At 38.2% G+C, this 24,749-nt stretch carries 24 protein-coding genes and 2 tRNA genes; 2 read left to right on the top strand and 24 right to left on the bottom strand.

From position 1 onward, the window contains the following. Positions 1-352 precede the first annotated feature (352 nt). The 6 genes from V5290_RS07590 to V5290_RS07615 form a co-directional block, all read right to left on the bottom strand. Positions 353-550, bottom strand: a complete 198-nt coding sequence (locus V5290_RS07590; protein ID WP_333383577.1) for a hypothetical protein — start codon at positions 548-550, stop codon at positions 353-355. Between the two features lie 97 nt (positions 551-647). Then, entirely contained in the window at positions 648-1,253 is a 606-nt protein-coding gene (locus V5290_RS07595; protein WP_333383579.1) for a hypothetical protein, read from the bottom strand. Further along, positions 1,250-2,443: a DUF3500 domain-containing protein gene (locus V5290_RS07600; protein WP_333383581.1), complete on the bottom strand. Its 1,194-nt coding sequence runs from the start codon at positions 2,441-2,443 to the stop codon at positions 1,250-1,252. Before V5290_RS07600 ends, V5290_RS07595 begins: the two co-directional genes overlap by 4 nt. A gap of 47 nt (positions 2,444-2,490) precedes the next feature. Then, entirely contained in the window at positions 2,491-2,802 is a 312-nt protein-coding gene (locus V5290_RS07605; protein WP_333383584.1) for a hypothetical protein, read from the bottom strand. Positions 2,803-2,821: 19 nt separating this feature from the next. Further along, positions 2,822-3,277, bottom strand: a complete 456-nt coding sequence (locus V5290_RS07610) for a DUF1499 domain-containing protein (protein ID WP_333383587.1) — start codon at positions 3,275-3,277, stop codon at positions 2,822-2,824. Between the two features lie 301 nt (positions 3,278-3,578). After that, positions 3,579-4,406, bottom strand: coding sequence for a sugar phosphate isomerase/epimerase family protein (locus V5290_RS07615; RefSeq protein ID WP_333383590.1), 828 nt, complete (start codon positions 4,404-4,406; stop codon positions 3,579-3,581). 274 nt (positions 4,407-4,680) lie between these two features. On the opposite strand from V5290_RS07615, the gene V5290_RS07620 reads away from it, so the two are divergent. Next, positions 4,681-5,532 (top strand): phytanoyl-CoA dioxygenase family protein, encoded by an 852-nt coding sequence (locus V5290_RS07620; protein ID WP_333383594.1) that lies wholly within the window; start codon positions 4,681-4,683, stop codon positions 5,530-5,532. Positions 5,533-5,689: 157 nt separating this feature from the next. Here V5290_RS07620 and V5290_RS07625 read toward each other — a convergent pair whose 3' ends face one another. From V5290_RS07625 to rlmE, 17 genes are all read right to left on the bottom strand, one after another. Continuing rightward, a complete protein-coding gene (locus V5290_RS07625; RefSeq protein WP_333383596.1) occupies positions 5,690-6,610 on the bottom strand; it encodes a LysR family transcriptional regulator in 921 nt (306 codons plus the stop codon). A gap of 133 nt (positions 6,611-6,743) precedes the next feature. After that, positions 6,744-8,549 (bottom strand): DEAD/DEAH box helicase, encoded by a 1,806-nt coding sequence (locus V5290_RS07630; RefSeq protein WP_333383599.1) that lies wholly within the window; start codon positions 8,547-8,549, stop codon positions 6,744-6,746. A 118-nt stretch (positions 8,550-8,667) separates the two neighbouring features. Next, positions 8,668-10,527 carry a TIGR00341 family protein gene (locus tag V5290_RS07635; protein WP_333383602.1) on the bottom strand — a complete coding sequence of 620 codons (1,860 nt, stop codon included), beginning with the start codon at positions 10,525-10,527 and terminating at the stop codon, positions 8,668-8,670. Between the two features lie 130 nt (positions 10,528-10,657). Further along, the gene (locus V5290_RS07640) at positions 10,658-11,260 is read right to left on the bottom strand and encodes a protein-disulfide isomerase (protein ID WP_333383604.1); all 603 of its coding nucleotides are present in this window, start codon (positions 11,258-11,260) and stop codon (positions 10,658-10,660) included. A gap of 23 nt (positions 11,261-11,283) precedes the next feature. Further along, positions 11,284-11,493 carry a hypothetical protein gene (locus tag V5290_RS07645; RefSeq protein ID WP_333383607.1) on the bottom strand — a complete coding sequence of 70 codons (210 nt, stop codon included), beginning with the start codon at positions 11,491-11,493 and terminating at the stop codon, positions 11,284-11,286. 27 nt (positions 11,494-11,520) lie between these two features. Beyond that, a complete protein-coding gene (truB, locus tag V5290_RS07650; RefSeq protein WP_333383610.1) occupies positions 11,521-12,462 on the bottom strand; it encodes a tRNA pseudouridine(55) synthase TruB in 942 nt (313 codons plus the stop codon). Beyond that, positions 12,462-12,872, bottom strand: coding sequence for a 30S ribosome-binding factor RbfA (gene rbfA / locus V5290_RS07655; RefSeq protein WP_333383613.1), 411 nt, complete (start codon positions 12,870-12,872; stop codon positions 12,462-12,464). Before rbfA ends, truB begins: the two co-directional genes overlap by 1 nt. A 91-nt stretch (positions 12,873-12,963) precedes the next feature. After that, a complete protein-coding gene (gene infB / locus V5290_RS07660) occupies positions 12,964-15,615 on the bottom strand; it encodes a translation initiation factor IF-2 (RefSeq protein ID WP_290039983.1) in 2,652 nt (883 codons plus the stop codon). 25 nt (positions 15,616-15,640) lie between these two features. Next, positions 15,641-17,143: a transcription termination factor NusA gene (nusA, locus tag V5290_RS07665; protein WP_333383616.1), complete on the bottom strand. Its 1,503-nt coding sequence runs from the start codon at positions 17,141-17,143 to the stop codon at positions 15,641-15,643. 14 nt (positions 17,144-17,157) lie between these two features. Beyond that, the gene (gene rimP, locus V5290_RS07670; RefSeq protein WP_333383619.1) at positions 17,158-17,616 is read right to left on the bottom strand and encodes a ribosome maturation factor RimP; all 459 of its coding nucleotides are present in this window, start codon (positions 17,614-17,616) and stop codon (positions 17,158-17,160) included. Positions 17,617-17,988: 372 nt separating this feature from the next. Continuing rightward, positions 17,989-18,065 (bottom strand) — tRNA-Met (locus V5290_RS07675). 154 nt (positions 18,066-18,219) lie between these two features. After that, positions 18,220-18,304 (bottom strand) — tRNA-Leu (locus tag V5290_RS07680). 9 nt (positions 18,305-18,313) lie between these two features. Then, positions 18,314-18,637 (bottom strand): preprotein translocase subunit SecG, encoded by a 324-nt coding sequence (secG, locus tag V5290_RS07685; protein ID WP_333383623.1) that lies wholly within the window; start codon positions 18,635-18,637, stop codon positions 18,314-18,316. A gap of 218 nt (positions 18,638-18,855) precedes the next feature. Beyond that, the gene (gene glmM, locus V5290_RS07690; RefSeq protein WP_333383626.1) at positions 18,856-20,187 is read right to left on the bottom strand and encodes a phosphoglucosamine mutase; all 1,332 of its coding nucleotides are present in this window, start codon (positions 20,185-20,187) and stop codon (positions 18,856-18,858) included. Between the two features lie 34 nt (positions 20,188-20,221). Beyond that, positions 20,222-21,052 (bottom strand): dihydropteroate synthase, encoded by an 831-nt coding sequence (gene folP / locus V5290_RS07695; protein ID WP_333383628.1) that lies wholly within the window; start codon positions 21,050-21,052, stop codon positions 20,222-20,224. Between the two features lie 77 nt (positions 21,053-21,129). Then, positions 21,130-23,067: an ATP-dependent zinc metalloprotease FtsH gene (gene ftsH, locus V5290_RS07700; RefSeq protein WP_333383632.1), complete on the bottom strand. Its 1,938-nt coding sequence runs from the start codon at positions 23,065-23,067 to the stop codon at positions 21,130-21,132. Between the two features lie 51 nt (positions 23,068-23,118). Next, positions 23,119-23,772 (bottom strand): 23S rRNA (uridine(2552)-2'-O)-methyltransferase RlmE, encoded by a 654-nt coding sequence (rlmE, locus tag V5290_RS07705; RefSeq protein ID WP_333383635.1) that lies wholly within the window; start codon positions 23,770-23,772, stop codon positions 23,119-23,121. 109 nt (positions 23,773-23,881) lie between these two features. On the opposite strand from rlmE, the gene yhbY reads away from it, so the two are divergent. After that, the gene (yhbY, locus tag V5290_RS07710) at positions 23,882-24,178 is read left to right on the top strand and encodes a ribosome assembly RNA-binding protein YhbY (RefSeq protein WP_113818288.1); all 297 of its coding nucleotides are present in this window, start codon (positions 23,882-23,884) and stop codon (positions 24,176-24,178) included. An 80-nt stretch (positions 24,179-24,258) separates the two neighbouring features. Here the strand turns inward: yhbY and greA are convergent, their stop codons facing one another. Next, on the bottom strand, positions 24,259-24,738 hold the full coding sequence (greA, locus tag V5290_RS07715; RefSeq protein WP_333383639.1) for a transcription elongation factor GreA: 480 nt from the start codon (positions 24,736-24,738) through the stop codon (positions 24,259-24,261). Between the last annotated feature and the right edge of the window lie 11 nt (positions 24,739-24,749).

A 24,749-nucleotide genomic window follows, 5' to 3' on the forward strand; every position in this document is an offset into this window, starting at 1 on the left:
TATCTTTATTTAGGTTTTAACGACTAGCTTATACCAATTATATTAATTAAGAGATCTAAGTTTTACATAACAAAGTGACTTTGTTTAAGGTGTGAATTTAGGTGGGAGAATTTGCTCAATCTATCTACAAAGTCTAGGCAAGTATTTATTTCAGATATAGCGATAATATGTAGTAGAAAGTGGGTTATAGACCAAGGCATTATCGTTATAAAGACAACAATAGAGCATCATTTCATTAAGATGTCGCTATGAGTGTATTTATGAGGGTTTATCAGCCTTATCTTGATTAATGTACTAGAGAGCAAACTAGCCCTCTTAAATATTTAGTTTTAGCACAACCAATAAAAGGTAATTACTTATCTTTTCCAGAAGTCATATTATTAATAGTGACTGCTAAAATAACACCAAGTAATACTACTACTAATGTCGATAATGCACGCCAAACTAAACCGCTATCGCCGATGTATCCCCAAATACCTAATACAGAAACTGTGGTACCCAGTAGAATACAGATTATACCGATAACTAATGCTATTTTGTTTACGTTCATACTTACCTTCTTTTTATTATTATTGTGTTGAATACTTTTCATTATTTTTAGCTAGATTGATTTTTCATTGTAGCATTTAATAACTGCGCTAAATATATTAACGATTTAGGTCATTTGTAAAATGATGTATGACAGGTTTTCCTTCCACCTTTTTAAAACCAAAATTAGATAATTTAATCGTTTTATTACCCTTCTTCCAATAAACCTCAGCTCTGTGATTTCGTATTTCATGCATGATCACATCGTAACTTAAGCTTAATGAAAACGGTGGCTCCTGCGGTACTTTTTCGGCTAATAATTCCACAGCCAAAGAACGAAAATGCCCAAGATGCTGATTGTACACCACATCTATCTCAGCCTGCTGCGGTAACAACTTTAACTTTTCAGTTCCACTTAACATGAACATATGCGCTTGAAGATACTGGCTCAATTGCTTTAGTAATTTCGGAGGTATCTTTTGCTCAACATCAACCTTAGCTAACACTTCAAGTTCGGGAGCTGCGATAATAAGATCTTCTAAAGGAAAACTAATCTCTACTTTTAATGCACCATATTGCTGTTCCGATAATGTAATAACACTCCCAGGAAGTGCGTGGGCGTTCACAGTTGAAGAAATACTAAATAGACATAATAATGCAAATAAACCTACTCGTATTGTCTTGTTTAACGTCGCCCAAACAAACATAAACCGGTTAAAAATCATTCCTGTTGACCACCGTAATCATCAGTTTTATCTCGCCATACAGAGTGTGGGTGATTGCCTTTTTCATTAGTTGATTTATTAGATTGTAGCGAAAACTCAATCCATAAAGATGGACCATCTACACGCACATAGTCGTCTTCACTATTTAAATCGGTTGTACCTGAATACCCGATCACTGTTTCTGACAATTGCGAGCGGTATTTATCCATGTATTTCTTCGCATCTGCAGCATTAAGGTCTTCTACATAGGTCGCGATCGCTTTTAACAGCAATACCTTTTGAGTATCACTAAGTTTTTCGACACTCATCCCTTCCTGTTGTTCAGGGATAGCATCGTCAGCCTGTGGCCCAGCTAAAATATCGCGATAAGTACCTTCTAGCTTGGCTTCTTCTAGCTGCGCAGGTGTTAAGGAGTTAAGTAAAGCAGCAAAAGTATCTCGTTCTTGCAACATTGGAATATTCGTTCTGCTATTCATTTCAAAAGCATGAAAAGGCTCTATCCCCCTGAATGAAGGAGTTGCTCCGATTAACTCTCCATCCTTATAGGTATTTGATAAAGCTAAGTGATGACCTCCATAATACAGTTCCCAAACACCTGTTTTTGAAGGTGTACCTAAGAAAGCAAGTTTAGAGTTAAATGAGGAGTAACCTGCTTTGTAATCATCGCTTACTGTACCAATATAATCATCAGCATTTAGTGTTTGCAATAACTCATCAAAGCCTTCATTTTCTTTGAGGCCAGTCGCTTCCATTAGAATTGCTTTTACCACACCACGTTGCTCAACCTTTAACTCACCTAAAAATACACCAGGTCTAGAAGGAAAAGCTCCCGCAGGCAGATTGCTCCATTTTTTAGCTTCCGCAACAGAGTAATCTAACTGCATTAACGCTAAAACGTCATCAGAGACGCTGGTTTTCAACAAATCAATTAAACAAAGTAAACGTGTGACACCAGGTTGCTCCCCACAACTTTCCACAGATTCTGGAATAGCAATGGTTCCCATTAGAGTACTTGTATCGCCCAGTCGAGCTTGTATAGCTGCATTTTCAGCACTATTCTCAGGCGATGGAGGGTGGCCAGCTCCTGGACCATGCTCTTGGTCAGATTGAGAATAAGCGTTGGAACTACTTAACACACCAGTTAATAATGCCCCAATTAAAACTGATAAAGTCGTTTTCTTTCTGCTCATATATCTCTCCAATGATAAAGTAATCAAAGTATTTTTATTCACAACGTTTAAACGATATATTTTTCAGCAAGTTGCATTACCACTTCACTTGTAAGGTCTGATAACAGAGACTGATCAATAAAAGTAAAAGCCTCGGTACCAGCTTCTCCTGTGCCTATCCCAACAATATCAGGATGGGCATCTAAGATAATAAACATTAATTTTAGGTTACGTTTAATGTTGTTAATAGTCACTGCATTTGAAGCCTGTAGGCTTTGCTCTAATAACCCAACAGTACTAGATAGCTCTGGGTATTTTTCTATTAATAGATCATTTGTTTCTGCCACTAAGGTTAATAGCTGCTCAATATTTTTATCCAAGATAGTTCCTTTTTCTCTGTTATTGGTCAGCTAATAAAGCCTTTAGTTGCTCAATACGTTTTTTATTTGCACCAAAATCTTTACGTCCTACACGCGATGATGATCTGAAATGCAATTGTTGATCATTGGTTACTCTAAATTCTACGTCATCGACAAAACGAAAAATTCCCGAGCTAAAGGTGCTAGCAATGTAGGAAGAGTCGGACGTTACAATTTCGCCTCCCATTGTTCCAATAGCTTCCTTTAGTCTATCCATAAACACTGGCTTTGGCTCACTAAATATTAAGGGTTCGATGGTAGCAGAAGAGCCGTCAATATCTTCGCTGATTACGCAATTATCAGTGCTACTACAAGCTTGTAAGTGACCATCTTTTAGACCTAATGCTTTGCCTTTTTGGGAGATCATCCCCATCACAAAAAATGCAAGAATGATAATAACAGCAATAACAATGAGGATATAAAGTAACTTATTCATAATTTTAACCTTATTTAATATATTCAATGTAAATATGCGTATTGTTACATTAAAGATCATAGCTATGATCCTATTTTAAGCTGCCACTTTGAAGCATTTAGCACTTTTAAAAACGATTTCATCTTCTATGATTGATGCCTAACCTAAAAAATTTAAACTTTGTAAGCAATAGCCAGTTCTTTGCTCAGGTAAACAAACCTTAATTCTTATTATTCAAAAACGACTCTAACAAACAAAAAATAACGATACAATTCTGTGTTATTTCAATGGAAGCATAGAATACAGCCTAAAAATGATACTTTTATTTAAGTACAATTAATTTTTCTGACAAATGTTGTTTCATGAATTGGTTGGCTTTCCAAATATTAGCCAAATCATGACCCGTTGTAGGATGTACATGAGCATAGGGGAATGGGCCAAACTCAGGTGTGATAGTGAATGCTTCTTGTTCACGAGCTAATGCATTATCGATCACCTTCTGCCAACATTGAGTATGATTTATAAGGTGTTCTTGCCAACACGCTTGTTGAGGATCGGTTACCTGCGGCCCTTCCTCAAATCCCACTCGACCATGAATATGATGTACAGATTTAAATAACTTATCTAATCGTTCTTGTTGATCTGTTAAATCAGACTCATGTACAACCATCCAATGACTTATATCTAAATTTAACTTCAATTCAGGTAATGCATCAATAATTTGCTCTGTACCAAAGGTGCTAAAAGTGGGTCTAAAGCGATGCGTTTCATGCGTAATGGTAATGCCATATTTTTGCTCTAATTCAAGTGCCGTTTTAAATAAAGTGAGGTTATCCTCCAAACTAAAGATATCTCGTCCAGTATGACAGTTGATTAACTTAGGAAAAAATAATGATGCATACTCGACTTGCTCCACTAGACTCGCTATATGCGCTTGTATATCTTTCCCATCGGTTGCAATACCCGTTATGATATCCAACCCTTTCAATGCGTGTGCTTCAAGGGTTGTATTGAGATCTATATTATAAAAAGGTAAAAATAGCTCAGTTCCTTGATACCCTTCATCTTTAATAGCCGCTAAGTGATGGTATAATTCATTTGGATTTTTACACTCTACTTCCCAAAGTGATTTATGAAAATTAAGCTTCATGTTGAGCCTCTCTTGTTAATATTGATTTCTTTATCGTTTTAACTTTTCAGCTTAATTACTTTTCTCTTTCTGGTCGAAAAAACAATTAAATTCAAATAAGTAAGAATAGAATACCGTTGTTATCTGTTTATTTAATATTCCTATTTGGAAAAATGGATATTCGATTTACTCAATATTAGAAATGTTTGGTTAAGGTTATATTTGTTAAATAAAAGTAAAAGCCTACTCTATTTATATTGACCAATATTTGAATTTATCAGCAAGGAAATGACCTATGTTATCAGCGGAACAAATAAAACATTATAATGAGCAAGGTTTCATCGTGATGGATCAAGTGATTCCTTTAGATGAAATAGAGGCCATAAAATCACGTGCAAATGAAATGGTGGAACAATGGGCTGAAGATAGTCCAGATCATGTATTTACCACCAATGATAATGACCGCAGTGATGACTCTTACTTTTTAGACTCAGCTGAACAAATTAAATGCTTTTTTGAAGAAGAAGCATTTAATGAACAAGGTCAATTAGTACAAGATCGTGCATTATGCATCAATAAAATTGGTCATGCTTTACACGAGTTAGATCCTGTATTTAGTGCCTTTAGTCATCAAAAACTACTTGGTAATATCCTCTCAGATATTGGCATGATTACGCCACAAATTCGTCAATCCATGTATATTTTTAAACAACCGAATATAGGTGGCGTTGTTAATTGGCACCAAGATGCTAGTTTCTTTTTTACTACCCCTCAGAGTGTTGTAACGTTATGGTTTGCGGTTGAAGACGCCACCCTAGAGAATGGGTGTCTTTGGGTTGAACCTAGTGGCCATTTAGGTCCCTTGCGAGAACGCTTTAATTTAGAAGGCAAGCAAACCACCATGGTTCAATTAAATGATATGCCATGGCCAACAGAAAAAAGTGGAAAAAGTGTTGAGGTAAAAGCAGGTAGTTTAGTCGTATTTCAAGGACAGCTACCTCATTACAGTGCGCCTAATCGCTCATCCAAATCTCGCCAAGCATTTACATTACATGTGACAGATGGGGAATGTGAGTATGCAGCTGAAAATTGGCTGCAAGCTAAAACATTACCTTTACGAGGATTTAATACCAATCCCAATAAATAGCTGGTCTATTTTACTGGTTAAAGCGCCCCACTTCCTCGTTATAAATTTTGTAACGGGGACAGCAATTGAACAATTAATATCTTTTAGTTATATCAAGGTTTAATCTTGAAGCAGACTTTAAAACCTAACTTTACTTACTGGCAATAAGTGAAAAAAGTTAAGTTTTAAAGAGGCTTAATAACTGTGCTCTTAACCAACTGTGTGCATGGTTTGATTCACTACGCTGATGCCAAATCAACGAATAAACTACAGGCTCAGATGGACAAGGTAGATTAAGTTTAACTACCCCCTTAGACTTTAAAACCGAATTAGCCCAATTTTTAGTTGTGGTAAATACCAAATCGGAATGACAACATAAACTCGTTGCTGCATTAAAGTCAGGTACTTGTACTATCACATTTCTTTGAAAACCTAGTTTAGATAAAGACTGATCAAATATCGGTAACCCCAACTCATTATCTTTAACATGAATATGTTTACTATTTAAATAGGCCTGTTGATCCCACTTTTTTTGTAAAATAGGGTTTTTATCTCTTACTAAACAAACCAATTCGTCTCTGTATAACTCGTCAATATTAAGTTGGTTGTTTAAATTAATTTGCTGTCCAACATCATGAGGGATAATCACAAAATCCAAGCGGCCTTGGTTTAGTTGCTCAATACTAATATTGTCTTTAACCCAAGTATTAATTCTCATATTCGGTGCTTCATCTAATACTCGTTGCATCACTTTGGATAATACAAATTCAAAAGCACTTTCTTGCATCGAAAGATTAAAACTGCCTTTATATTCTTTAAGATCAAACTCAGAGGGAGAAAATATTTCGTTAATTGCATTAACCGCGAGATTTAATTTGGGCTCTAATTCTTGCGCTAATGGAGTTGGCATTAAACCGTGAGAAATTCGGTGAAATAAAGGGTCTCCAAAAATATGCCTTAATTGCGACAAGTTTTTACTAATAGTCGACTGACTTAAGTTCAATCTTATCGCCGCAGATGACGCATTTCGCTCCTGTAATAGGACTTGTAATGTGACTAATAAATTAATATTAATACGCGTTAACTGTGAAATTTCCATATTTTACTTCAACGACCTGATATTCAAATAAGTGAAATAGATTCTACAACCCATTATCTTTATGGACAATCCACAATACCATTGGTTGTATTATTGGCTTACCCACTTACTGAACATCAATTAAACTCAATAGTTACACTTCTGCTGGTGACGACTCAATTTGCTTTAATACTTCCACTGCTTTTGGAAACTGCTCGATATTAAATAGTTTATCTCTTACCTGCCAAAATCGTCCAACTTTATGTGCAATCACGATTTCTGGCGGTTGTAATCTATGTTCATTTTGAATCACCTTAGTTACTGACGAATCAGTAAAAGGACGGAAACGGTCAATCAAATGCGGCTGAATAAAGCGCTGCAAAAACATCGCTTTTTGCTTAGCAGTAGTTAGCTGCCAAAATTCACTGATTTGCCCTTGTCCGCCACGGTAGGTCACCTTTAATTGATTTTTACCGTGCTTATTTTTAGTCCCTTCAAGTTGCATATCGTCACAACGAATAATCATTGCATCTTTTAGTTTTAATGCTTCACGTAGTTTTTTATCTGGGTCAACGAGTACTGCTTCACAGTGACCACAAACTCGCGCAGCAATATCATTATCTAACCCACACTGGTCACAAAATTTAGCTCGAAAGCGATAATCACAATGGACACGTTCTTCAAACTTATTGCCCTGTTCATCTTCGGTTATTTTTAAAGAATATCCTTGGCATTTACGACCATAATGTTCAATCACAAAACCGGCTGGGTCGACTTTTCCCCAAAAGTTATTATTAAACTGGCAAGCAGGACAAGGAATAGTCACGATTTCACTACCACTCTCAGGCTTTTCTTGCCCTACTTCTGGCTGATATAAGTCGTAACAGTTCCCTGCAAACTCCATCACTAAACAATCTTCTTTACCTTCCGACAAGCGTAATCCTCGTCCGACAATTTGTTGATATAAACTAATTGACTCTGTGGGACGTAAAATAGCAATAAGGTCAACATGTGGTGCGTCAAAACCGGTCGTTAAAACGGAGACATTCACTAGGTACTTAATTTTTTTAAGTTTAAAATCTTGGATAATTTGGTCACGATCTTTACTGGCAGTATCGCCAATAATCAAAGCAGCACTTTGCTCTGATAAGTAGCCCATGATCTCCTGTGCATGTTTCACCGTTGAAGCAAAAATCATCACTCCTTGGCGATCTTCTGCATGTGCAATCACAGACTTAATAATTTCAGGTGTGGCACGGCCAGATTTTTCAATGACTTTGTTTAAATCAGATTCTTTATAAGCGCCAGTATTCGCTGGCGATATTTGTGAGAAATCATAACTTAATACCGCCATGTCCATCACTTTGGGTTCAGTTAAGAACTTTTCATCTAATAAGAAACGGATTGGTAAATCAAAGATACAATCACGAAAAAAACGGGGGGCTTCACTGCGTACTTGGCCACGCGTATGATATTGATAAATCCAACCTAACCCTAATCGATATGGAGTAGCCGTTAATCCTAAAACCTTTAAGTTTGGGTTGATAGATTGTAAGTGTTTAATCACTTTTTGATAGCTTGAGTCGCCCTGCATAGGTACGCGATGGCACTCATCAATGACTAATAGTGAAAAAGCATCGTCAAACAAATCCAGGTTATTCACTATCGACTGTACCGATGCAAACACTACCTGCTGTGATGTTTCTTTACGCCCTAACCCTGCTGAGAAAATAGAAGCTTCAACCCCATAGCTTTCATATTTAGCATGGTTTTGTTCTACCAGCTCTTTAACGTGAGCAAGTACTAACACACGCCCTTTGGCTATTCTTGCCAGCTCTGCAATGATCAGGCTTTTGCCCGCTCCTGTAGATAAAGCCAACACAGCCGGTGAACTAAAACGACGAAAATAATGCAAAGTCGCATTCACAGCATCTTGTTGATAAGGACGAAGTGTAAACATAAAGAACCGTTATAAATCCATTAATAAGGCGTAAATAAAAGAGAAGTTTACCATGATTTACTGCCCTTTAAATTAGCTTGGTATTAGCTGTTTAAAAGGCGAGTAAACACTTATTTATTCATTCTCTGCGAATAACTACTTGTGCTTCCATCACCACCTTTTGTTGTAACTGCGATTCAATACTGTCTTTAATCTTATCGAGTTTCTCGCTATTTAAGGTTTCTGGCGTCACAATTTTTAATGAGATTTCGATAGGTTCAATTGCCCTTGCATAAACTTCTCGAAGCACTACTTGCCCTATTTCTTTACCTTCTAACTGCTGCATTATTTTTGCTTCCTGGGATAAACGTAAGAAACTAAATATTAATGGTATAGATACTAATACAACGCCAATAAAAGCAATCATTAGGCCTTTTTTAGCTCGAGTAAAAGGTGCAAAGCCAAGCGCCAGAAAGGTTAACGCAGCAGCAAAAACGATACCTGCTAAGTTAGTTAAAAATAATAATAATGCTCCCCAAGCGACATGAGAATCTAGCCAGCCTATACCGATGCCAGTAACTGATAAAGGAGGAACTAAGGCAACGGCAATGGCAACACCAGCTAGGCTCTTAGCAGCCCCTACACGCGCATGAGCATAGGCACCCGCAATACCTGAAATAACTGCCACACCTAAATCTAATAAGCTCGGGCTTAATCGTGCTGCAATTTCAGGCGTGGTGATTTCCATAGGAATAATAAAACTAGCAATAGAAGAAAAACCTAAGGACACCAATATACCAATACTTAGGGTACGTGCACTTGCGGTTAATAGTGACGGGTCTTGTCGCGCAAGTGCCATCGATAATGAAATAATAGGCCCCATTAACGGTGCTAAAATCATCGCGCCAATGATGACCGGCGCAGAGCTAGCAAAAAGCCCAACACTGGCTAATAAGGTCGACAATGCCATTAAAGTTAAGAAAGCAGAAGATGCGGTCGCATTGTCTCTGAGCAATTGGTATAAATCTTTGAACTCATCAGTTGCCGCATGGGCAATAAACGCCAATGGTTTAGAGGCGATCTCAGAAACTGCACCACCTGATGGTAAACGTGTGGTTTTGATCTGTTCTTTTTTTGCACTTGAGGCATTAATTATTGGTAATGACTCACCCACTAGCAGTGTTAATTGTTCCGGTTCAGTTTCAATAGTAAGTGTTTCAGCTTTACGCGTTTGGCCATCAATTGAATATTCAAATTTATCGCCATTAGTAATCGTTAAGGTTGTGCTTTTGATTAAGCCTAAAAAGCTCGGTAAGGAATAGTATTTTATTACTGAGGTCATAATAAAAAAGCGCAATAATTCCATTACACTTCGCGGGGCAATAATCATTGCATGACACATACCATCGTTAATATGGCTATTAGGTAAAATATGTTTTGATAACCAAGAGTCATGAACATGGCCAGCAATCACAACACCTAATGCAGCAGTAGTCACAGTGCTTTCATTCGCTGTGATAAACGTCATCTTTTTAGGGCAAGCTTGACGAATTTTAGTGATGTTATGCCAACCAAGTTTAACTCTATCAATAAAACCTAAGCTTTTAGCGGTAGGGATTAAGTTAAAGCTTTCCCCTAACACTAATGAAGATAATAGAATATCACCATTACAGCGGACTATATCAACTTGTTTCGCTTCACTTTTTTCAGCATCTTGAATGGCTTTTTTTAGACTACTCTGAGCGCAAAATCCACGTTTCGCATATAGCGCATCTGGATGAGGCAAAATTGCTAAGTGCCAACCGCCTTCAATTGCAGCTTCAATTGCTGCAGGTACTTGTAAGTCACTAAGATAAGCGTATACACGACTACCTTCAGCAAAAGTTAGTGTTTGATCATCCCATGCTCTGGGTAGGATACTTTCTTCAAAATAAGGCAACACGTCATCAGCAAGCTGGTCTTTTTGTTGAATATCAAAAAGTAGGAAACTATCGGCCATCTTGTATTCTCACAGAAACAATTGATAAAAATACAGTATGCGTTTAGGTTTGGGGAAGTGCAAGTTAAGGAAATAAAAAGGGAATATGTCAAAAACACATCCCCCTTTTAATTTAGATCTTAAAAAACTTTTAGCCTTGCAGCTGTTTTTCTATATCTGCCACAATACTTTGTGGGTTACTCAAGTATTGAGCATGATTTAACAGTACGGCGTTATCATTGTGTACCAACAATAAAGCAGGGAAAGAAGCCGTTCCCATAAAGCCTTGTAATTCACTAATGTCTGATTGGACAAACATCGCATCTTTACTTAACTCTTCTTTAAATACTTTATTCGGTATAGACAGTTTTAACGTTTCAGCTAATTCCGTAAAATCGATTTTTTTACCTAAAGAGTTACCTTCAACAAAGTGAGCATGTTGTAATGCCTGTAATACTGGCAACAATTTCTCTGGTTGCTTAGCAGCAATCCAGGTTAATAAGTTTGCACTGATGATGCTATTTTTAGGGCTATCTACGAAACGTACATAATCCTGTGAAAAAGCAACATCACTCTCTTGCTCTACAGACTTAAGGGTATTAAATCCAACGCTGTTACCACCATCATAATGTGCACAGTGCCATGCATTTATTTCCATATCAGGAAATGCATTTTCCAGTGCAAGCACTAATGGTGTAGCAGCATAACTCCATGGGCAATGAGAGTCGTAAATAAAATATAGTTCTGAACTCATAAATATTACCTTTACCCGATACTTTATTGTTCGAGTTCTAAATTAATCTGGGTACAACCTTTACTACATTGTACGCCACTTTCGCCTTCACTGAGCACCGTCAAGGTTAATGGCTTATCACAGGCTTCACAAAGCACCGTCTGTCCTTTAGCGATACGTTTTATCACGTTACGTTGCTGATTAAAGGAATCAGCGGCAGTTTTATTAATCTGAGAAAAATCTATTTTAGTCATATTGATACCCATTCACTAGAAATACAATTAAGAAAGATCTAAGTTTGCTAATCGTTTCGGCGCAATTAAGCCATCATCGTTCATTTGCCCGACACCAATAAAGGTTTTTTGATCGCCGACTGTAATCCTAACAATTGTGTTATCTGGTGCACCAAAAACTTGAACTGGTTGACCATGCAATACATAAGCACCCATTTCATCTGAAATGTTCACTTCTGGATAATTTTTCACTGCTGTATCCATCTCTAATAAGAGAGGATCTAATAAGTCGTACGGGCTAATATCTTCTGTTTTCGCTTTTACAATCAATGCTTCAAGCTCTTCGATAGTGACCATGCGTTGATATGGGTAATCAGCAACTTGTGTTCTACGCAACATAGAAACATGTGCCCCACAGCCTAATAACTCCCCTAAATCATCTACAATGGTACGAATATAAGTACCTTTGCTTACATGTATATCGAGATCAACTTCATTACCTTCAAAGCGCAATTGGTTAATTTCATAAACTGTAATTGGACGAGCCGGACGATCAATGGTGATCCCTTCACGTGCATATTTATATAGAGGCTTACCTTCAAATTTCAAGGCTGAGTACATAGAAGGCACTTGCTCAATATCACCACGAAAAGTATCTAAAGCAGTATCAAGTTGCTCTTGCGTCACTGAAACAGGCTTTTCACAGACAACATCACCCTGTGAATCACTGGTATCGGTTCTTACACCTAATGTTGCGGTCACTGTATAACGTTTATCAGAATCTAATAAAAACTGTGAAAACTTAGTCGCTTCTCCTAAGCAAACAGGCAACATACCAGTCGCAAGTGGATCTAGAGCGCCAGTATGTCCTGCTTTTTGTGCAAAGAAGATACGTTTAACACGTTGTAATGCATGATTGGAACTGATGTCCGTAGGTTTATCTAATAAAACGATGCCATTAATCGGGCGACCCTTTCCACGTTTTGCCATTACTGTGCTTCCTCTTCTTGCTCGTCTTCACGACCCGCTTCTTTCAATTTAACTTTATCGTTTTTCACTGCACCGCTAACTAACTCTGAAATACGTAAACCTTCAGTTAATGTTTCATCAAAGGTAAAACGGATTTCCGGCACAATACGTAAACGCATTGCTTTGCCTAGTAAACGACGAATGTAACCAGAAGCAGCATTTAAGCCTTTTAGTGATTCTTCGTTTGTTTGGTCACCAATTGTTAAAAAGGTAACAAATACCGTTGCGTAAGCTAGGTCACGAGTGATATCTACACCAGAGATAGTCACCATGCCAATACGTGGATCTTTTACTTCTTGTTGTAGAATTCGTGCAAGTTCTTTTTGTACTTGCTGAGAAACTCGAGAAGTACGGCTATATTCTTTTGCCATTTGTAACTCCTAATCAGCACCCTTTTAAGTGCTGTTTAAATAAGAATGGAGGCAAAAGCCCCCATTCGTCATCATTATTCAGATATTAAAACTAAAGAGTACGTTTAACTTCAATAGTTTCAAATACTTCGATTTGGTCGCCTACGCGTACATCGTTGTAGTTCTTAACACCGATACCACACTCAACACCGTTACGAACTTCGTTTGCGTCATCTTTAAAGCGACGTAGTGACTCAAGTACACCTTCGTAGATAACCACGTTTTCACGTAGTACACGAATTGGGTTGTTACGTTTAATAGTACCTTCCGTCACCATACAACCAGCGATTGCGCCAATCTTAGGTGATTTAAATACTTCACGTACATCAGCAATACCTGTGATTTCTTGTTTGAACTCAGGTGCTAATAAACCACTCATTGCAGAGCGTACTTCATCAATTAGATCATAGATGATGCTGTAGTAGCGTAATTCAACCGCTTCGTTATCAATTAATTTACGCGCAGATGCATCAGCACGTACGTTAAAGCCGATTACGATTGCGCCAGACGCTGAAGCAAGAGATGCATCAGTTTCCGTAATACCACCAACACCACGACCGATGATGTTCACTTTAACTTCATCTGTAGATAGTTTGTTTAATGATTCACAAATCGCTTCAAGTGAACCTTGAACGTCAGACTTAAGTACAACGTTAAGTTCAGATACTTCACCCGCTTCCATGTTAGAGAACATGTTTTCAAGTTTCGCTTTCTGTTGACGAGCTAGTTTGATATCACGGAATTTACCTTGACGGTATAATGCAACTTCACGTGCTTTCTTCTCATCTTTAACAACTGTCGCTTCATCACCCGCTTGTGGAACACCTGATAAACCAAGTACTTCAACAGGAATAGATGGACCAGCAGACTCAATTGGCTTACCGTTTTCATCACGCATTGCACGAACACGTCCGTACTCAAGACCACATAATACGATATCGCCTTGTTTAAGTTCACCTTGTTGTACCAAGATAGAAGCAACTGGACCACGACCTTTATCAAGACGAGATTCAATAACCACACCAGATGCAGGACCTGTAGAAACCGCTTCCAAATCTAACATTTCAGCTTGTAATAAGATGCTGTCTAGTAATTCATCAACACCAGTACCTACTTTTGCAGAAACGTATGAGAAGATGTTTTCACCACCCCATTCTTCTGAAATAACATCATGTTGTGAAAGTTCCGTTTTAACACGGTCAAAATCAACACCTTCTTTATCGATTTTGTTCACTGCAACCATTAACGGTACACCAGCTGCTTTAGCATGTTGAATCGCTTCAACAGTTTGTGGCATAACACCATCATCTGCTGCAACTACAAGGATAACGATATCCGTTGCTTTAGCACCACGTGAACGCATTGACGTAAACGCCGCGTGTCCTGGTGTATCTAAGAACGAAATCATACCTTTATCAGTATCTACATGGTAAGCACCGATATGCTGTGTAATGCCGCCGGCTTCACCGTCAGCAACTTTTGCACGACGAATGTAATCAAGTAGTGACGTTTTACCGTGGTCAACATGACCCATGATAGTTACAACTGGTGCACGAGATGTTTTCGCTCCACCTTGTTGTGCTTCAGCTAGTACTGATTCTTCTAACTCATTTTCTTTTGTTAGGATAACTTTGTGACCCATTTCTTCAGCAACGATAGTCGCTGTCTCTTGGTCGATCACTTGGTTGATAGTTGCCATTGCACCCATCTTCATCATAACTTTAATAACTTCAGTTGCTTTTACAGCCATTTTGCTTGCTAGCTCTGCAACTGAAATTGTTTCACCAATTTTAACGTCACGTTCAACTTTGGCAGCTGGCTTTTCAAATGCTTGTTGAAGTGCAGAAGGAGTTGCTGTTGCGCCTTTCTTACCACGACGGTTGTTACGACCATTGCGACGAGAATAAGGTGTTTCAAGAGGCTTATCAGCTACTGCTTTCTTTTTCTTTTTACGGTGAGTTGGACCTTCCGCTTTTGCATCAACAGAATCTTCTGCTGCACGTGCTTCCGAAGAAGTTGTTACGTGGTAATCAGCGCCTTCAGCTGCTTTACGGTCAGCTTCTTCTTTTGCCCAACGCGCTGCATTTTCTTCAGCTAATTTTTTAGCGTTTTCAGCTTGTAATGCCGCTTCTTTCTCAACTTTAGCTAAAGCTTCAGCTTCTGCTTTTTTCTGCAAGTCAGCCGCTTCTTTTTCTAATTGAAGTTGCTCTTCTGTTTTAGTTGATTTAGATGCCGCTTGTTTTTGCTTGTTTGCTGCAGCTGCTGCTTTCGCTTTTGCTTCAGCTTCTTTCTTAGCTGCTAATTTTTCAGCTAGTACTTTTTCAGCTTGCTCTTTCTTCGCATCTAATTCAGCTTGAATTTTTGCTTCAGCTTCTGCTTTGATTGCTTGCTCTGCCGCTTTTTCAGCTTGAATCTCTTCATCAGTACGCTTAACAAAAGTACGTTTTTTACGTACCTCTACATTTACTGCGTTTGATTGACCTTTTACGTTTAACGTCGTTTTTGTTTTACGTTGTAAAGTCATTTTTTGTTTTTGCTCACCACCGTGTTGCTTTTGTAGATGAGTCGTTAATTTCTCTTTTTCTTCAACGCTTACTGTGTCGCTAGCTTTTTTAGTAATACCGGCAGCCGCAAACTGCTGAACTAACGCATCTTCAGATTTATTTAGGTCTTTTGCGAGGTCTTTTAATAGAATTTCTGACATTATTTATTTCTCCATACTGACGCTATTATGCATCTTCACTAAACCAACAGATGTTACGAGCAGACATGATCAGTGCCGCTGCTTTATCTGCATCTAGTTTTTCATCAATCTCTAGTAGATCATCAACAGCTTGTTCTGCTAAGTCTTCTAACGTAACTACACCTTTACTTGCCATTACAAATGCAAGGTGAGCTTCTAAGCCTTCAAGTGCTAATAAATCATCAGCTGGTTTTGCACCTTCAAGGCTTTCTTCTTCAGCAAGCGCTTTTGTTGCTAATACATCTTTCGCGCGAGTACGTAGCTCTTCAACCATATCTTCATCAAGACCGTCGATAGCTAATAACTCCTCAGCAGGAACGTAAGCAATCTCTTCTAGAGAACTAAAACCTTCCTCAACTAACACACCAGCAAAGTCATCATCAATCTCTAATGCAGATGTAAATACTGAAATAACATTATCAGTTTCAGCTTGATGCTTAGCTTGTAACTCTGCAACCGTCATTACATTTAATACCCAACCTGTTAGTTGTGATGCTAAACGAATGTTTTGACCATTACGGCCAATAGCTTGTGCTAGATTATCTTCTTCTACCGCGATATCCATACTGTGTGAATCTTCATCAACAACAATAGAAGCTACTTCAGCAGGTGCCATTGCATTAATAGCAAATTGCGCTGGGTTTTCATCCCAAAGGATAATATCAACACGCTCACCACCAAGTTCGTTTGATACTGCTTGAACACGTGCACCACGCATACCAACACATGCACCGATTGGGTCAATACGTTGGTCGTTTGATTTAACAGCAATTTTCGCACGAGAACCTGGATCACGAGCAGCGCCCATTAAATCAATCATCTCTTCAGCAATTTCAGGCACTTCCAAACGGAACAATTCAACCAAGACTTCAGGCTGTGTACGCGTCATAAATAATTGTGCACCGCGAGCTTCAGGGCTTACTTTGAATAGTAAACCACGTAGACGATCGCCCGGACGGAAGTTTTCACGTGGTAGCATTTCGTCACGGAAAATAACTGCTTCAGCATTGTTACCAAGGTCTAACAAAATACTATCACGAGTCATGCGCTTAACTACACCAGTGATTAACTCACCTTCTTTTTCAGCATACTGTGCAACAACTTGTGCACGTTCTGCTTCACGTACTTTTTGTACGATAACTTGTTTTGCCGTTTGTGTGGTAATACGGTCAAATGTTACTGAATCGATTTCATCTTCAATGAACTCACCCACTTGAATTTCTGGGTTATCGTATTGAGCAGCTTCAAAAGTCATCTCTTTTGCTGGGTTTTCCATTTCAGCATCAGTCGCAAGTACTAACCAACGACGGTATGTATCAAAATGTCCCGTTTCACGATCAATATCAACACGCACTTCAATTTCTAATTCGTATTTCTTTTTAGTTGCGATAGACAATGCACTTTCTAATGCTTCAAAAATTGCTTCTCTCGGTAAGCCTTTTTCATTTGAAACCGCTTCAACAACCAATAAAATTTCTTTATTATTCATTTTTAACGCCTTAATTAATCAAATTTTGGAACTATATTCGCTTTTTGGATATTACTCAGCGCAAAGCGCTCTTCTTTACCCTCAACAGAGATGGAAACAATTTCCCCATCCACATTACTAATGACACCTTTCCATCTGCGGCGATTTTGAATCGGCATACGCAATTGGATTTTTACTTCTTCACCTACAAATGCAGCATATTGAGCAGCATTAAATAGGGGTCTTTCCATACCTGGAGATGAAACTTCTAATGTGTATTCATTGGTGATTGGATCTTCAACATCCATAATCGCACTTACTTGACGACTTACCGCAGCACAGTCATCAACTAAAATACCTTCTTCTTGGTCAATATAAATACGTAACGTTGAATGCTTTCCTGCACGAACATATTCAATACCAACCAATTCGTAGCCAAGATCTTCCACACTTGGCGCTAACATTTCAGTTAGACGCTCTTCTAAACTTGCCAAATCTATCCCCTTTCAGAAACAAAAAAAGGGCATATAGCCCTATTTAAATAACAACTTATGTTTATTTTTCATAAACATAAGTTGTCAGTAAACGCACTTAAAAATAAATTTCAAATACGCAAATAACAAAAAAGCCCCAATAAATTGGAGCTTCATTCGTTTTGTTTGAATAAATCAAACAAGATATTGCCATTGAGCACTGCAATATCGAATGTAGTAATAAAGTAAAAACTTACTTTATTCACCTTAACAAGCTAATCATAAACTACCTTGTAGAAAGTGTTGCGAATGCAGGATTTAACCTACGACCTTCGCCAGTGTTTTATTAAGAGTTGAGCCCGACGAGCTTTTCTTAAAACATACACTAAAATGTGGTTGCGAGAGCTGGATTTGAACCAACGACCTTCGGGTTATGAGCCCGACGAGCTACCAAGCTGCTCCATCTCGCGTCCGAACTGTTGTTTAAACATTATAACAATATTCAAACTAAAATCTTTTATTCGAGGCTTAAAAAAAGAAACTTACATGCAGTTCTTTTGATTGCCTTGAAAACGCGCATAGTATAGCGAATCTGTAATATTAGCGCAATCAAAAAACATAATTTGGTGCGGATAGAGAGACTTGAACTCTCACGGCCTAAGCCACAGCCCCCTCAAGGCTGCGTGTCTACCAATTCCACCATATCCGCTTAAAAATATTACTCAGGAATTTGAGTAGAAGTATCAACTTCAACAGGCACTTCAGAAACCTGTTCAACTTCTAAGTTTGAAAACTCTTCGTTTGCTGATACGTGATGTGAAGACAAGTTACCTAATACTAAGCTAAGTACAAAAAATACTAACGCTAAGATACCAGTAGTACGAGTCATAAAGTTACCTGAACCACTTGCACCAAATACTGTGTTAGAACCACCAGAGCCAAAAGATGCACCCATGCCTGCTCCTTTACCTTGTTGGATTAATACAAAACCAACTAAAATAATTGAAACAATTAAATAAACAACTAACAGTATTTCATACATATTCACATTACCTAATTTATCTTATTAAAACTTCCTGTGCTCCCACAAAGAAGCGGACGAATACTACCCAATGCTGGTGCAGATCACAAGTGAATATTAATACAAATTAATTACTTGTTATTACAACAGACTAAACCGTTTAAAAAAACATCAAATAGCTTCACATATAAAACAAGCCTAATATAAATATGGTAATTAGGCTTGTTTAACTTCTTAGCTTAAACTTTGACTTTACTAGCAAGAGATTTAGCATAACCGAGTACTTTTTCTTCACTTTCATCAGCTTCAACCATGACTCTAAATACTGGTTCAGTACCTGATTTACGTAATAATACGCGGCCTCTTTCCCCAAGTAAGCCTTCGATTCTAGCTAATTCTTTTAATACATCTTCATCTTGCAATGGATCTATTTCATTATTATAACGAATACTTTCAAGTATCTGTGGGTACTTTCTCATGCCTTGACGCAAATCGTGTAAACTCATACGGCTACCTTGCATCGCGCCCATTACTTGCAAACCGGAAACAATGCCATCACCTGTAGCTAAATGCTCTGCACAAATTACATGCCCTGAGTTTTCAGCACCAATTGACCAGCCATTTTTCTTCATTAATTCCATTACATGTCGATCACCAACATCAGAGCGATCGAATGGAATGCCTAAGGTTTTAAGCGCTTGCTCTAGACCTAAATTAGACATTTTAGTACCTACTGCGCCGCCTTTTAACTTACCTTTACGTAATTTATCACGAGCAATAATATATAATAATTCATCACCGTCTAATACATGGCCAGTATGATCAACCATCATCACACGGTCTCCATCGCCGTCAAAGGCAACACCAAAGTCCGCTTTTTCTTCAATGACACGTTTTGCAATGGCATCCATACTGGTCGCACCACAATTAAGGTTAATATTAACGCCATTTGGCTCAACGCCCATGGCGATAACTTCTGCACCTAATTCACTGATCACTGAAGGGGCAATATGATAAGTAGCACCATTTGCACAATCGACAACCACTTTTAAACCTGCCAGGCTAAACTCAGAAGGGAAAGTACTCTTACAAAACTCTATATAACGACCTGCTGCATCATTAATACGGTACGCTTTACCCATTTCGCTGCTATCAACACACTTTAATTCTTTATCAATTTCAGCTTCAATTTCTAACTCTACTTTTTCAGATAACTTAATACCTTCATCAGAAAAGAATTTAATGCCATTATCATAATATGGATTATGAGATGCACTAATGACAATACCAGCCGTTGCACGGAAAGTATGCGTTAGGTAAGCAATAGCCGGGGTTGGCATAGGTCCCATCAATACAGGGATAATACCTGCTGAGGTCAAGCCTGCTTGTAAAGCAGCTTCTAACATGTAACCAGAAATACGTGGATCTTTACCTATGAGTACTTTTTTATTACCAGATTTAGCTAATACACGTCCTGCCGCCCAACCAAGTTTTAAAGCAAACTCAGGGGTAATTAAAGACTCACCTACTTTGCCGCGAATACCATCGGTACCAAAATACTTTTTATTCATAAAATAACTTTTACCATTATCGGAGATACCTTGCCTATTTGAAGGTATTTATTTGCTGTAATACTTTCATGACATCAACGGTTTCTCGGACATCGTGAACACGGATAATTTTTGAGCCTTGCTGCATTGCAATCATAGCCCCAGCTAGGCTTCCTGCTAAACGGTCATTTATATCACGATTTAGTAGTTGACCAAACATTGATTTGCGAGAAACACCGGTTAATACCGGAAATCCTAGATTAATAAAATTTTGAGTTGCATTAAGTAAGTCAAAATTATGCTCTAAAGACTTACCAAAGCCAAAACCGAGATCGATAATAATATGCTCTCGCTTAATACCTTGGTCAATGCACTGATTACTACGTTCAATTAAAAATGCTTTCACTTCTTCAACAACATCCTGATAATCAGGCGCACTTTGCATACTTCTTGGTTGACCTTGCATGTGCATTAAGCAAACAGGAACATCAGCTTCAACTGCTGCAGCTAAAGCCCCTTCTTCTTGCAGCGCTCTTACATCATTAATAATATCAGCACCCGCTTTTACTGCTTCACGCATCACTTGAGCTTTACTCGTATCAATAGAGATCCAACAATCTAAGTGTTGTTTAATAGCTTTAATAACAGGAATAACTCTTTCTAATTCATCAACTAATACCACATCATCGGCACCTGGACGAGTCGATTCACCGCCTATATCAATGATAGTGGCACCTTGATCAAGCATTTCTCTTGCACGTTCAACGGCAAGCTCTACATCAGCAAATTTACCACCGTCTGAGAATGAATCCGGCGTGACATTCAAAATGCCCATAATTTGTGGTTGGTTAAGGTCGAGGCGTTTATGTCGGCTAGTTAATATCATGGCTTCACACTTAATTTTTTAATAAAAAAAACCTAAGCAAGCTTAGGTTTTTTAGAGGGAGAGTAGAAACAATATAATTATTTATTGTCTTTGTCTTGCTCACTTTCTGTTGATTCTGTTTCAGTTGTCGTTTCAGCTTTATCTTGCTCAACAAAATCTTCAACTTTATCAGCAGTCACAGGATCTTTAACTGACTCTAACTCTTTCTCATCATCCCAATCACTTGGTGGACGAACAGTAACACGCGCCATCAAATCATCTACTTGCTCAGTATCAATGGTTTCATATTTAACCAAAGCATCTTTCATTGCATGTAAAATATCGATGTTATCTGTTAATAACTGGTATGCACGTTTGTAGTTAGTATCGATAAGTACTTTTACTTCATCATCAATCACTTTACCTGTTTCGTGAGAAACAACATTAGAACGCAAACTACCTTGCTCACCCGTTAATAAGATAGGACCTAGTTTTTCAGAGAAACCCCATTCCGTTACCATTGCTCGTGCAATTGCGGAAGCTTGTTTGATATCTTGTGACGCGCCGGTTGATACCTTTTGAGCGCCATAAATAAGTTCTTCAGCAATACGGCCACCATAAGCAACCGAAATACTACTTTCTAACTCATCTTTATTTTGCGAAATCTGGTCACCTTCAGGTAAGAACTGAGTTACACCAAGTGCTCGCCCACGAGGAATAATAGTTACTTTATGAATTGGGTGATGCTGCGGCACTAATTTAGCAACAATTGCATGCCCTGCTTCATGGTAAGCTGTAGACTCTTTATCTTTGTCTGTCATCACTAAACTACGACGTTCAGCACCCATTAGGATTTTATCGCGCGCTTGCTCAAAGTCTTCTCTTGAAACTGTGCGTTTGTTACCACGTGCAGCAAACAATGCAGCCTCGTTTACTAGATTTGATAGATCAGCACCAGAGAAACCAGGTGTACCACGAGCAAGTACAGAAGCTTTCACTGCATCATCTAGTGGAATTTTACGCATGTGTACTTTTAAGATTTGCTCACGACCACGTACATCCGGTAAGCCAACAACTACTTGACGGTCAAAACGACCAGGACGAAGTAATGCAGCATCTAATACATCAGGACGGTTAGTTGCGGCAATAACGATAATACCTTCATTACCTTCAAAACCATCCATTTCTACTAGCATTTGGTTTAATGTTTGCTCACGCTCATCATTACCACCACCCATGCCAGCGCCACGTTGACGACCTACAGCATCTATCTCATCGATGAAGATAATACAAGGTGCAGATTTTTTAGCTTGCTCAAACATGTCACGTACACGAGAAGCACCAACACCAACGAACATTTCAACAAAATCAGAACCTGAAATTGAGAAGAATGGTACTTTTGCTTCACCAGCAATGGCTTTTGCTAATAACGTTTTACCAGTACCTGGAGGGCCTACTAATAAAACACCTGTAGGAATACGACCACCAAGTTTCTGGAACTTGCTTGAATCTTTTAGGTAATCAACCAATTCAACAACGTCTTCTTTAGCTTCATCACAACCAGCAACATCAGCAAACGTTGTTTTAATTTGGTCTTCGCTCATCAATTTGGCTTTACTCTTACCAAATGACATTGCACCACCTTTACCGCCACCTTGCATGTTACGCATAAAGAAGATCCAAACACCGATCAGTAACAGCATTGGGAACCATGAAACAAAAATAGACGCTAAGAAACTAGTTTCTTCTGGTGGCGTACCTTCTACTTTTACGTCGTTTTTAATAAGGTAGTTAACTAAATCCAAATCTGGTGCTGGGATGTAAGTAACAAACGGCGTTTGATTACTTTTTAAGCCCTTAATTTCTTGACCATTGATTTGTACTTGTTGGATCAGCCCTTGGCTTACTTCTTTGTTAAAACTGGTATAGTCGATTTGTGATTTATTGGTATCGTCTGATCCAAAGCCTTGGAATAAAGACATTAAGACTACTGCGATGACTAACCACAATATCAGGTTTTTTGCCATATCGTTCAAGATGTAAACCTCATGTTTAAAATGAATAGAATATAATAGTAAATCAGATTACTACAGTTTAAAACCGGTCGCCACTAAATAAACCTCGCGAGATCTCGCTCTTGAAGAATCGGGTTTTCTTGTTTTAACTGATTTGAATAGTTTTCGTACTTCACTCAGGTAAGCTTCGTATTCCGCTCCCATGAAAACTTTGACGATAAAGCTGCCATCTTTCACTAAAACATCACGACACATATCCAAAGCAAGTTCAACTAAATACATTGATTTCGGTTGATCAATACCAGCATTACCACTCATATTAGGAGCCATATCAGATAACACAACATCAACTTTGTTATCACCAATACGTTGCAATAAAGCATTCAAGACCACTTCCTCACGGAAATCGCCTTGTAAAAAGTCAACACCCGCAATGGAATCCATCGGTAAAATATCACAAGCAATGACTTTACCTTTCATGCCCACTTTATCAACCGCCCATTGTGACCAACTCCCCGGTGCAGCACCTAAATCAACCACCGTCATACCTGGGCGGATCAGTTTATCTTTACCGTTAATTTCATCGAGTTTAAATACCGCACGAGAGCGAAGTCCTTGCTTATTAGCTTCTTTTACATACTTATCATTCACATGTTCCTGCATCCAACGTTTTGAGCTGCCTGATGCACTTTTTTTAAGACGATTTGTACTGTCTGGTTTTGCCACAATGACTTCCTTAGCGAACGAATATTAGGATAAATAATAATCTAAATAGTAAAGGTTAATATTTAAGGGTAGAATGAATCGTTTTCAACCCTTAATGAAAGATATTTGCATGAAATTATCAAACAAACAGAAACAATTTTTAAAAGGTTTAGCTCATCCTTTGAAACCAGTAGTACTACTAGGACAAAATGGCTTAACCGAAGGTGTATTAGCTGAGATCGAAAATGCGATCAGCTTCCACGAATTAATTAAAGTAAAAGTAGCAACGGATGACCGTGAAACTAAACAACTTATTATTGATGCCATTGTACGTGAAACAGAAGCGTTAGCGATTGCAAAAATTGGTCATATCGTTGTTTTATACCGTCCAAGCGAAGCTAAGAAGATAGAATTACCACGTAAATAATGACGTTTTAATCTTATTTTCAATAAAAAGCCCAGTAAATCTGGGCTTTTTATTATCTTGATTTTGTTCAGTTTTGTGAACTAAGCAATGTATTCAACTTTAGTAATATCGTAATCAACCACACCACCCGGTGTAGTAATTGAGATTTCATCATCTAATTTCTTACCGATTAATCCACGCGCAATAGGAGAATTAATAGAAATAAGATTACTTTTGATATCTGATTCATCATCACCAACGATTTGGTAAGTCACTTCTTCTTCAGTATCAACATTGACAATCGTTACCGTAGCTCCAAATATAACTTTACCGTTATTGGCAATTTTAGTTACATCGATTATTTGAGCATTTGAAAGCTTAGCTTCGATATCTTGAATACGACCTTCACAAAAACCTTGTTGCTCTCGAGCTGCATGGTACTCAGCATTTTCTTTTAAATCGCCATGTTCACGAGCTTCAGCAATAGCATGTACAATCTCTGGGCGTTTAACTGTTTTTAACTGCTCTAATTCAGCACGTAAAATTTCAGCGCCTTTTGCTGTCATTGGGTATTGAGTCATTAACCATCACC

It is taken from the genome of Psychromonas arctica, assembly GCF_036697365.1.
GTDB lineage: Bacteria > Pseudomonadota > Gammaproteobacteria > Enterobacterales > Psychromonadaceae > Psychromonas > Psychromonas arctica_A.

Bases quoted from the DNA above. Each gene is read 5' to 3' on its own strand.
- V5290_RS07620 (WP_333383594.1), top strand. From the start codon at position 4,681: ATGTTATCAGCGGAACAAATAAAACATTATAATGAGCAAGGTTTCATC.
- V5290_RS07615 (WP_333383590.1), bottom strand. From the start codon at position 4,406: ATGAAGCTTAATTTTCATAAATCACTTTGGGAAGTAGAGTGTAAAAAT.
- V5290_RS07630 (WP_333383599.1), bottom strand. From the start codon at position 8,549: ATGTTTACACTTCGTCCTTATCAACAAGATGCTGTGAATGCGACTTTG.
- V5290_RS07645 (WP_333383607.1), bottom strand. From the start codon at position 11,493: ATGACTAAAATAGATTTTTCTCAGATTAATAAAACTGCCGCTGATTCC.
- V5290_RS07635 (WP_333383602.1), bottom strand. From the start codon at position 10,527: ATGGCCGATAGTTTCCTACTTTTTGATATTCAACAAAAAGACCAGCTT.
- nusA (WP_333383616.1), bottom strand. From the start codon at position 17,143: ATGAATAATAAAGAAATTTTATTGGTTGTTGAAGCGGTTTCAAATGAA.
- V5290_RS07640 (WP_333383604.1), bottom strand. From the start codon at position 11,260: ATGAGTTCAGAACTATATTTTATTTACGACTCTCATTGCCCATGGAGT.
- rbfA (WP_333383613.1), bottom strand. From the start codon at position 12,872: ATGGCAAAAGAATATAGCCGTACTTCTCGAGTTTCTCAGCAAGTACAA.
- V5290_RS07595 (WP_333383579.1), bottom strand. From the start codon at position 1,253: ATGATTTTTAACCGGTTTATGTTTGTTTGGGCGACGTTAAACAAGACA.
- V5290_RS07625 (WP_333383596.1), bottom strand. From the start codon at position 6,610: ATGGAAATTTCACAGTTAACGCGTATTAATATTAATTTATTAGTCACA.
- greA (WP_333383639.1), bottom strand. From the start codon at position 24,738: ATGACTCAATACCCAATGACAGCAAAAGGCGCTGAAATTTTACGTGCT.
- truB (WP_333383610.1), bottom strand. From the start codon at position 12,462: ATGGCAAAACGTGGAAAGGGTCGCCCGATTAATGGCATCGTTTTATTA.
- V5290_RS07590 (WP_333383577.1), bottom strand. From the start codon at position 550: ATGAACGTAAACAAAATAGCATTAGTTATCGGTATAATCTGTATTCTA.
- V5290_RS07600 (WP_333383581.1), bottom strand. From the start codon at position 2,443: ATGAGCAGAAAGAAAACGACTTTATCAGTTTTAATTGGGGCATTATTA.
- folP (WP_333383628.1), bottom strand. From the start codon at position 21,052: ATGATATTAACTAGCCGACATAAACGCCTCGACCTTAACCAACCACAA.
- glmM (WP_333383626.1), bottom strand. From the start codon at position 20,187: ATGAATAAAAAGTATTTTGGTACCGATGGTATTCGCGGCAAAGTAGGT.
- infB (WP_290039983.1), bottom strand. From the start codon at position 15,615: ATGTCAGAAATTCTATTAAAAGACCTCGCAAAAGACCTAAATAAATCT.
- yhbY (WP_113818288.1), top strand. From the start codon at position 23,882: ATGAAATTATCAAACAAACAGAAACAATTTTTAAAAGGTTTAGCTCAT.
- V5290_RS07610 (WP_333383587.1), bottom strand. From the start codon at position 3,277: ATGAATAAGTTACTTTATATCCTCATTGTTATTGCTGTTATTATCATT.
- secG (WP_333383623.1), bottom strand. From the start codon at position 18,637: ATGTATGAAATACTGTTAGTTGTTTATTTAATTGTTTCAATTATTTTA.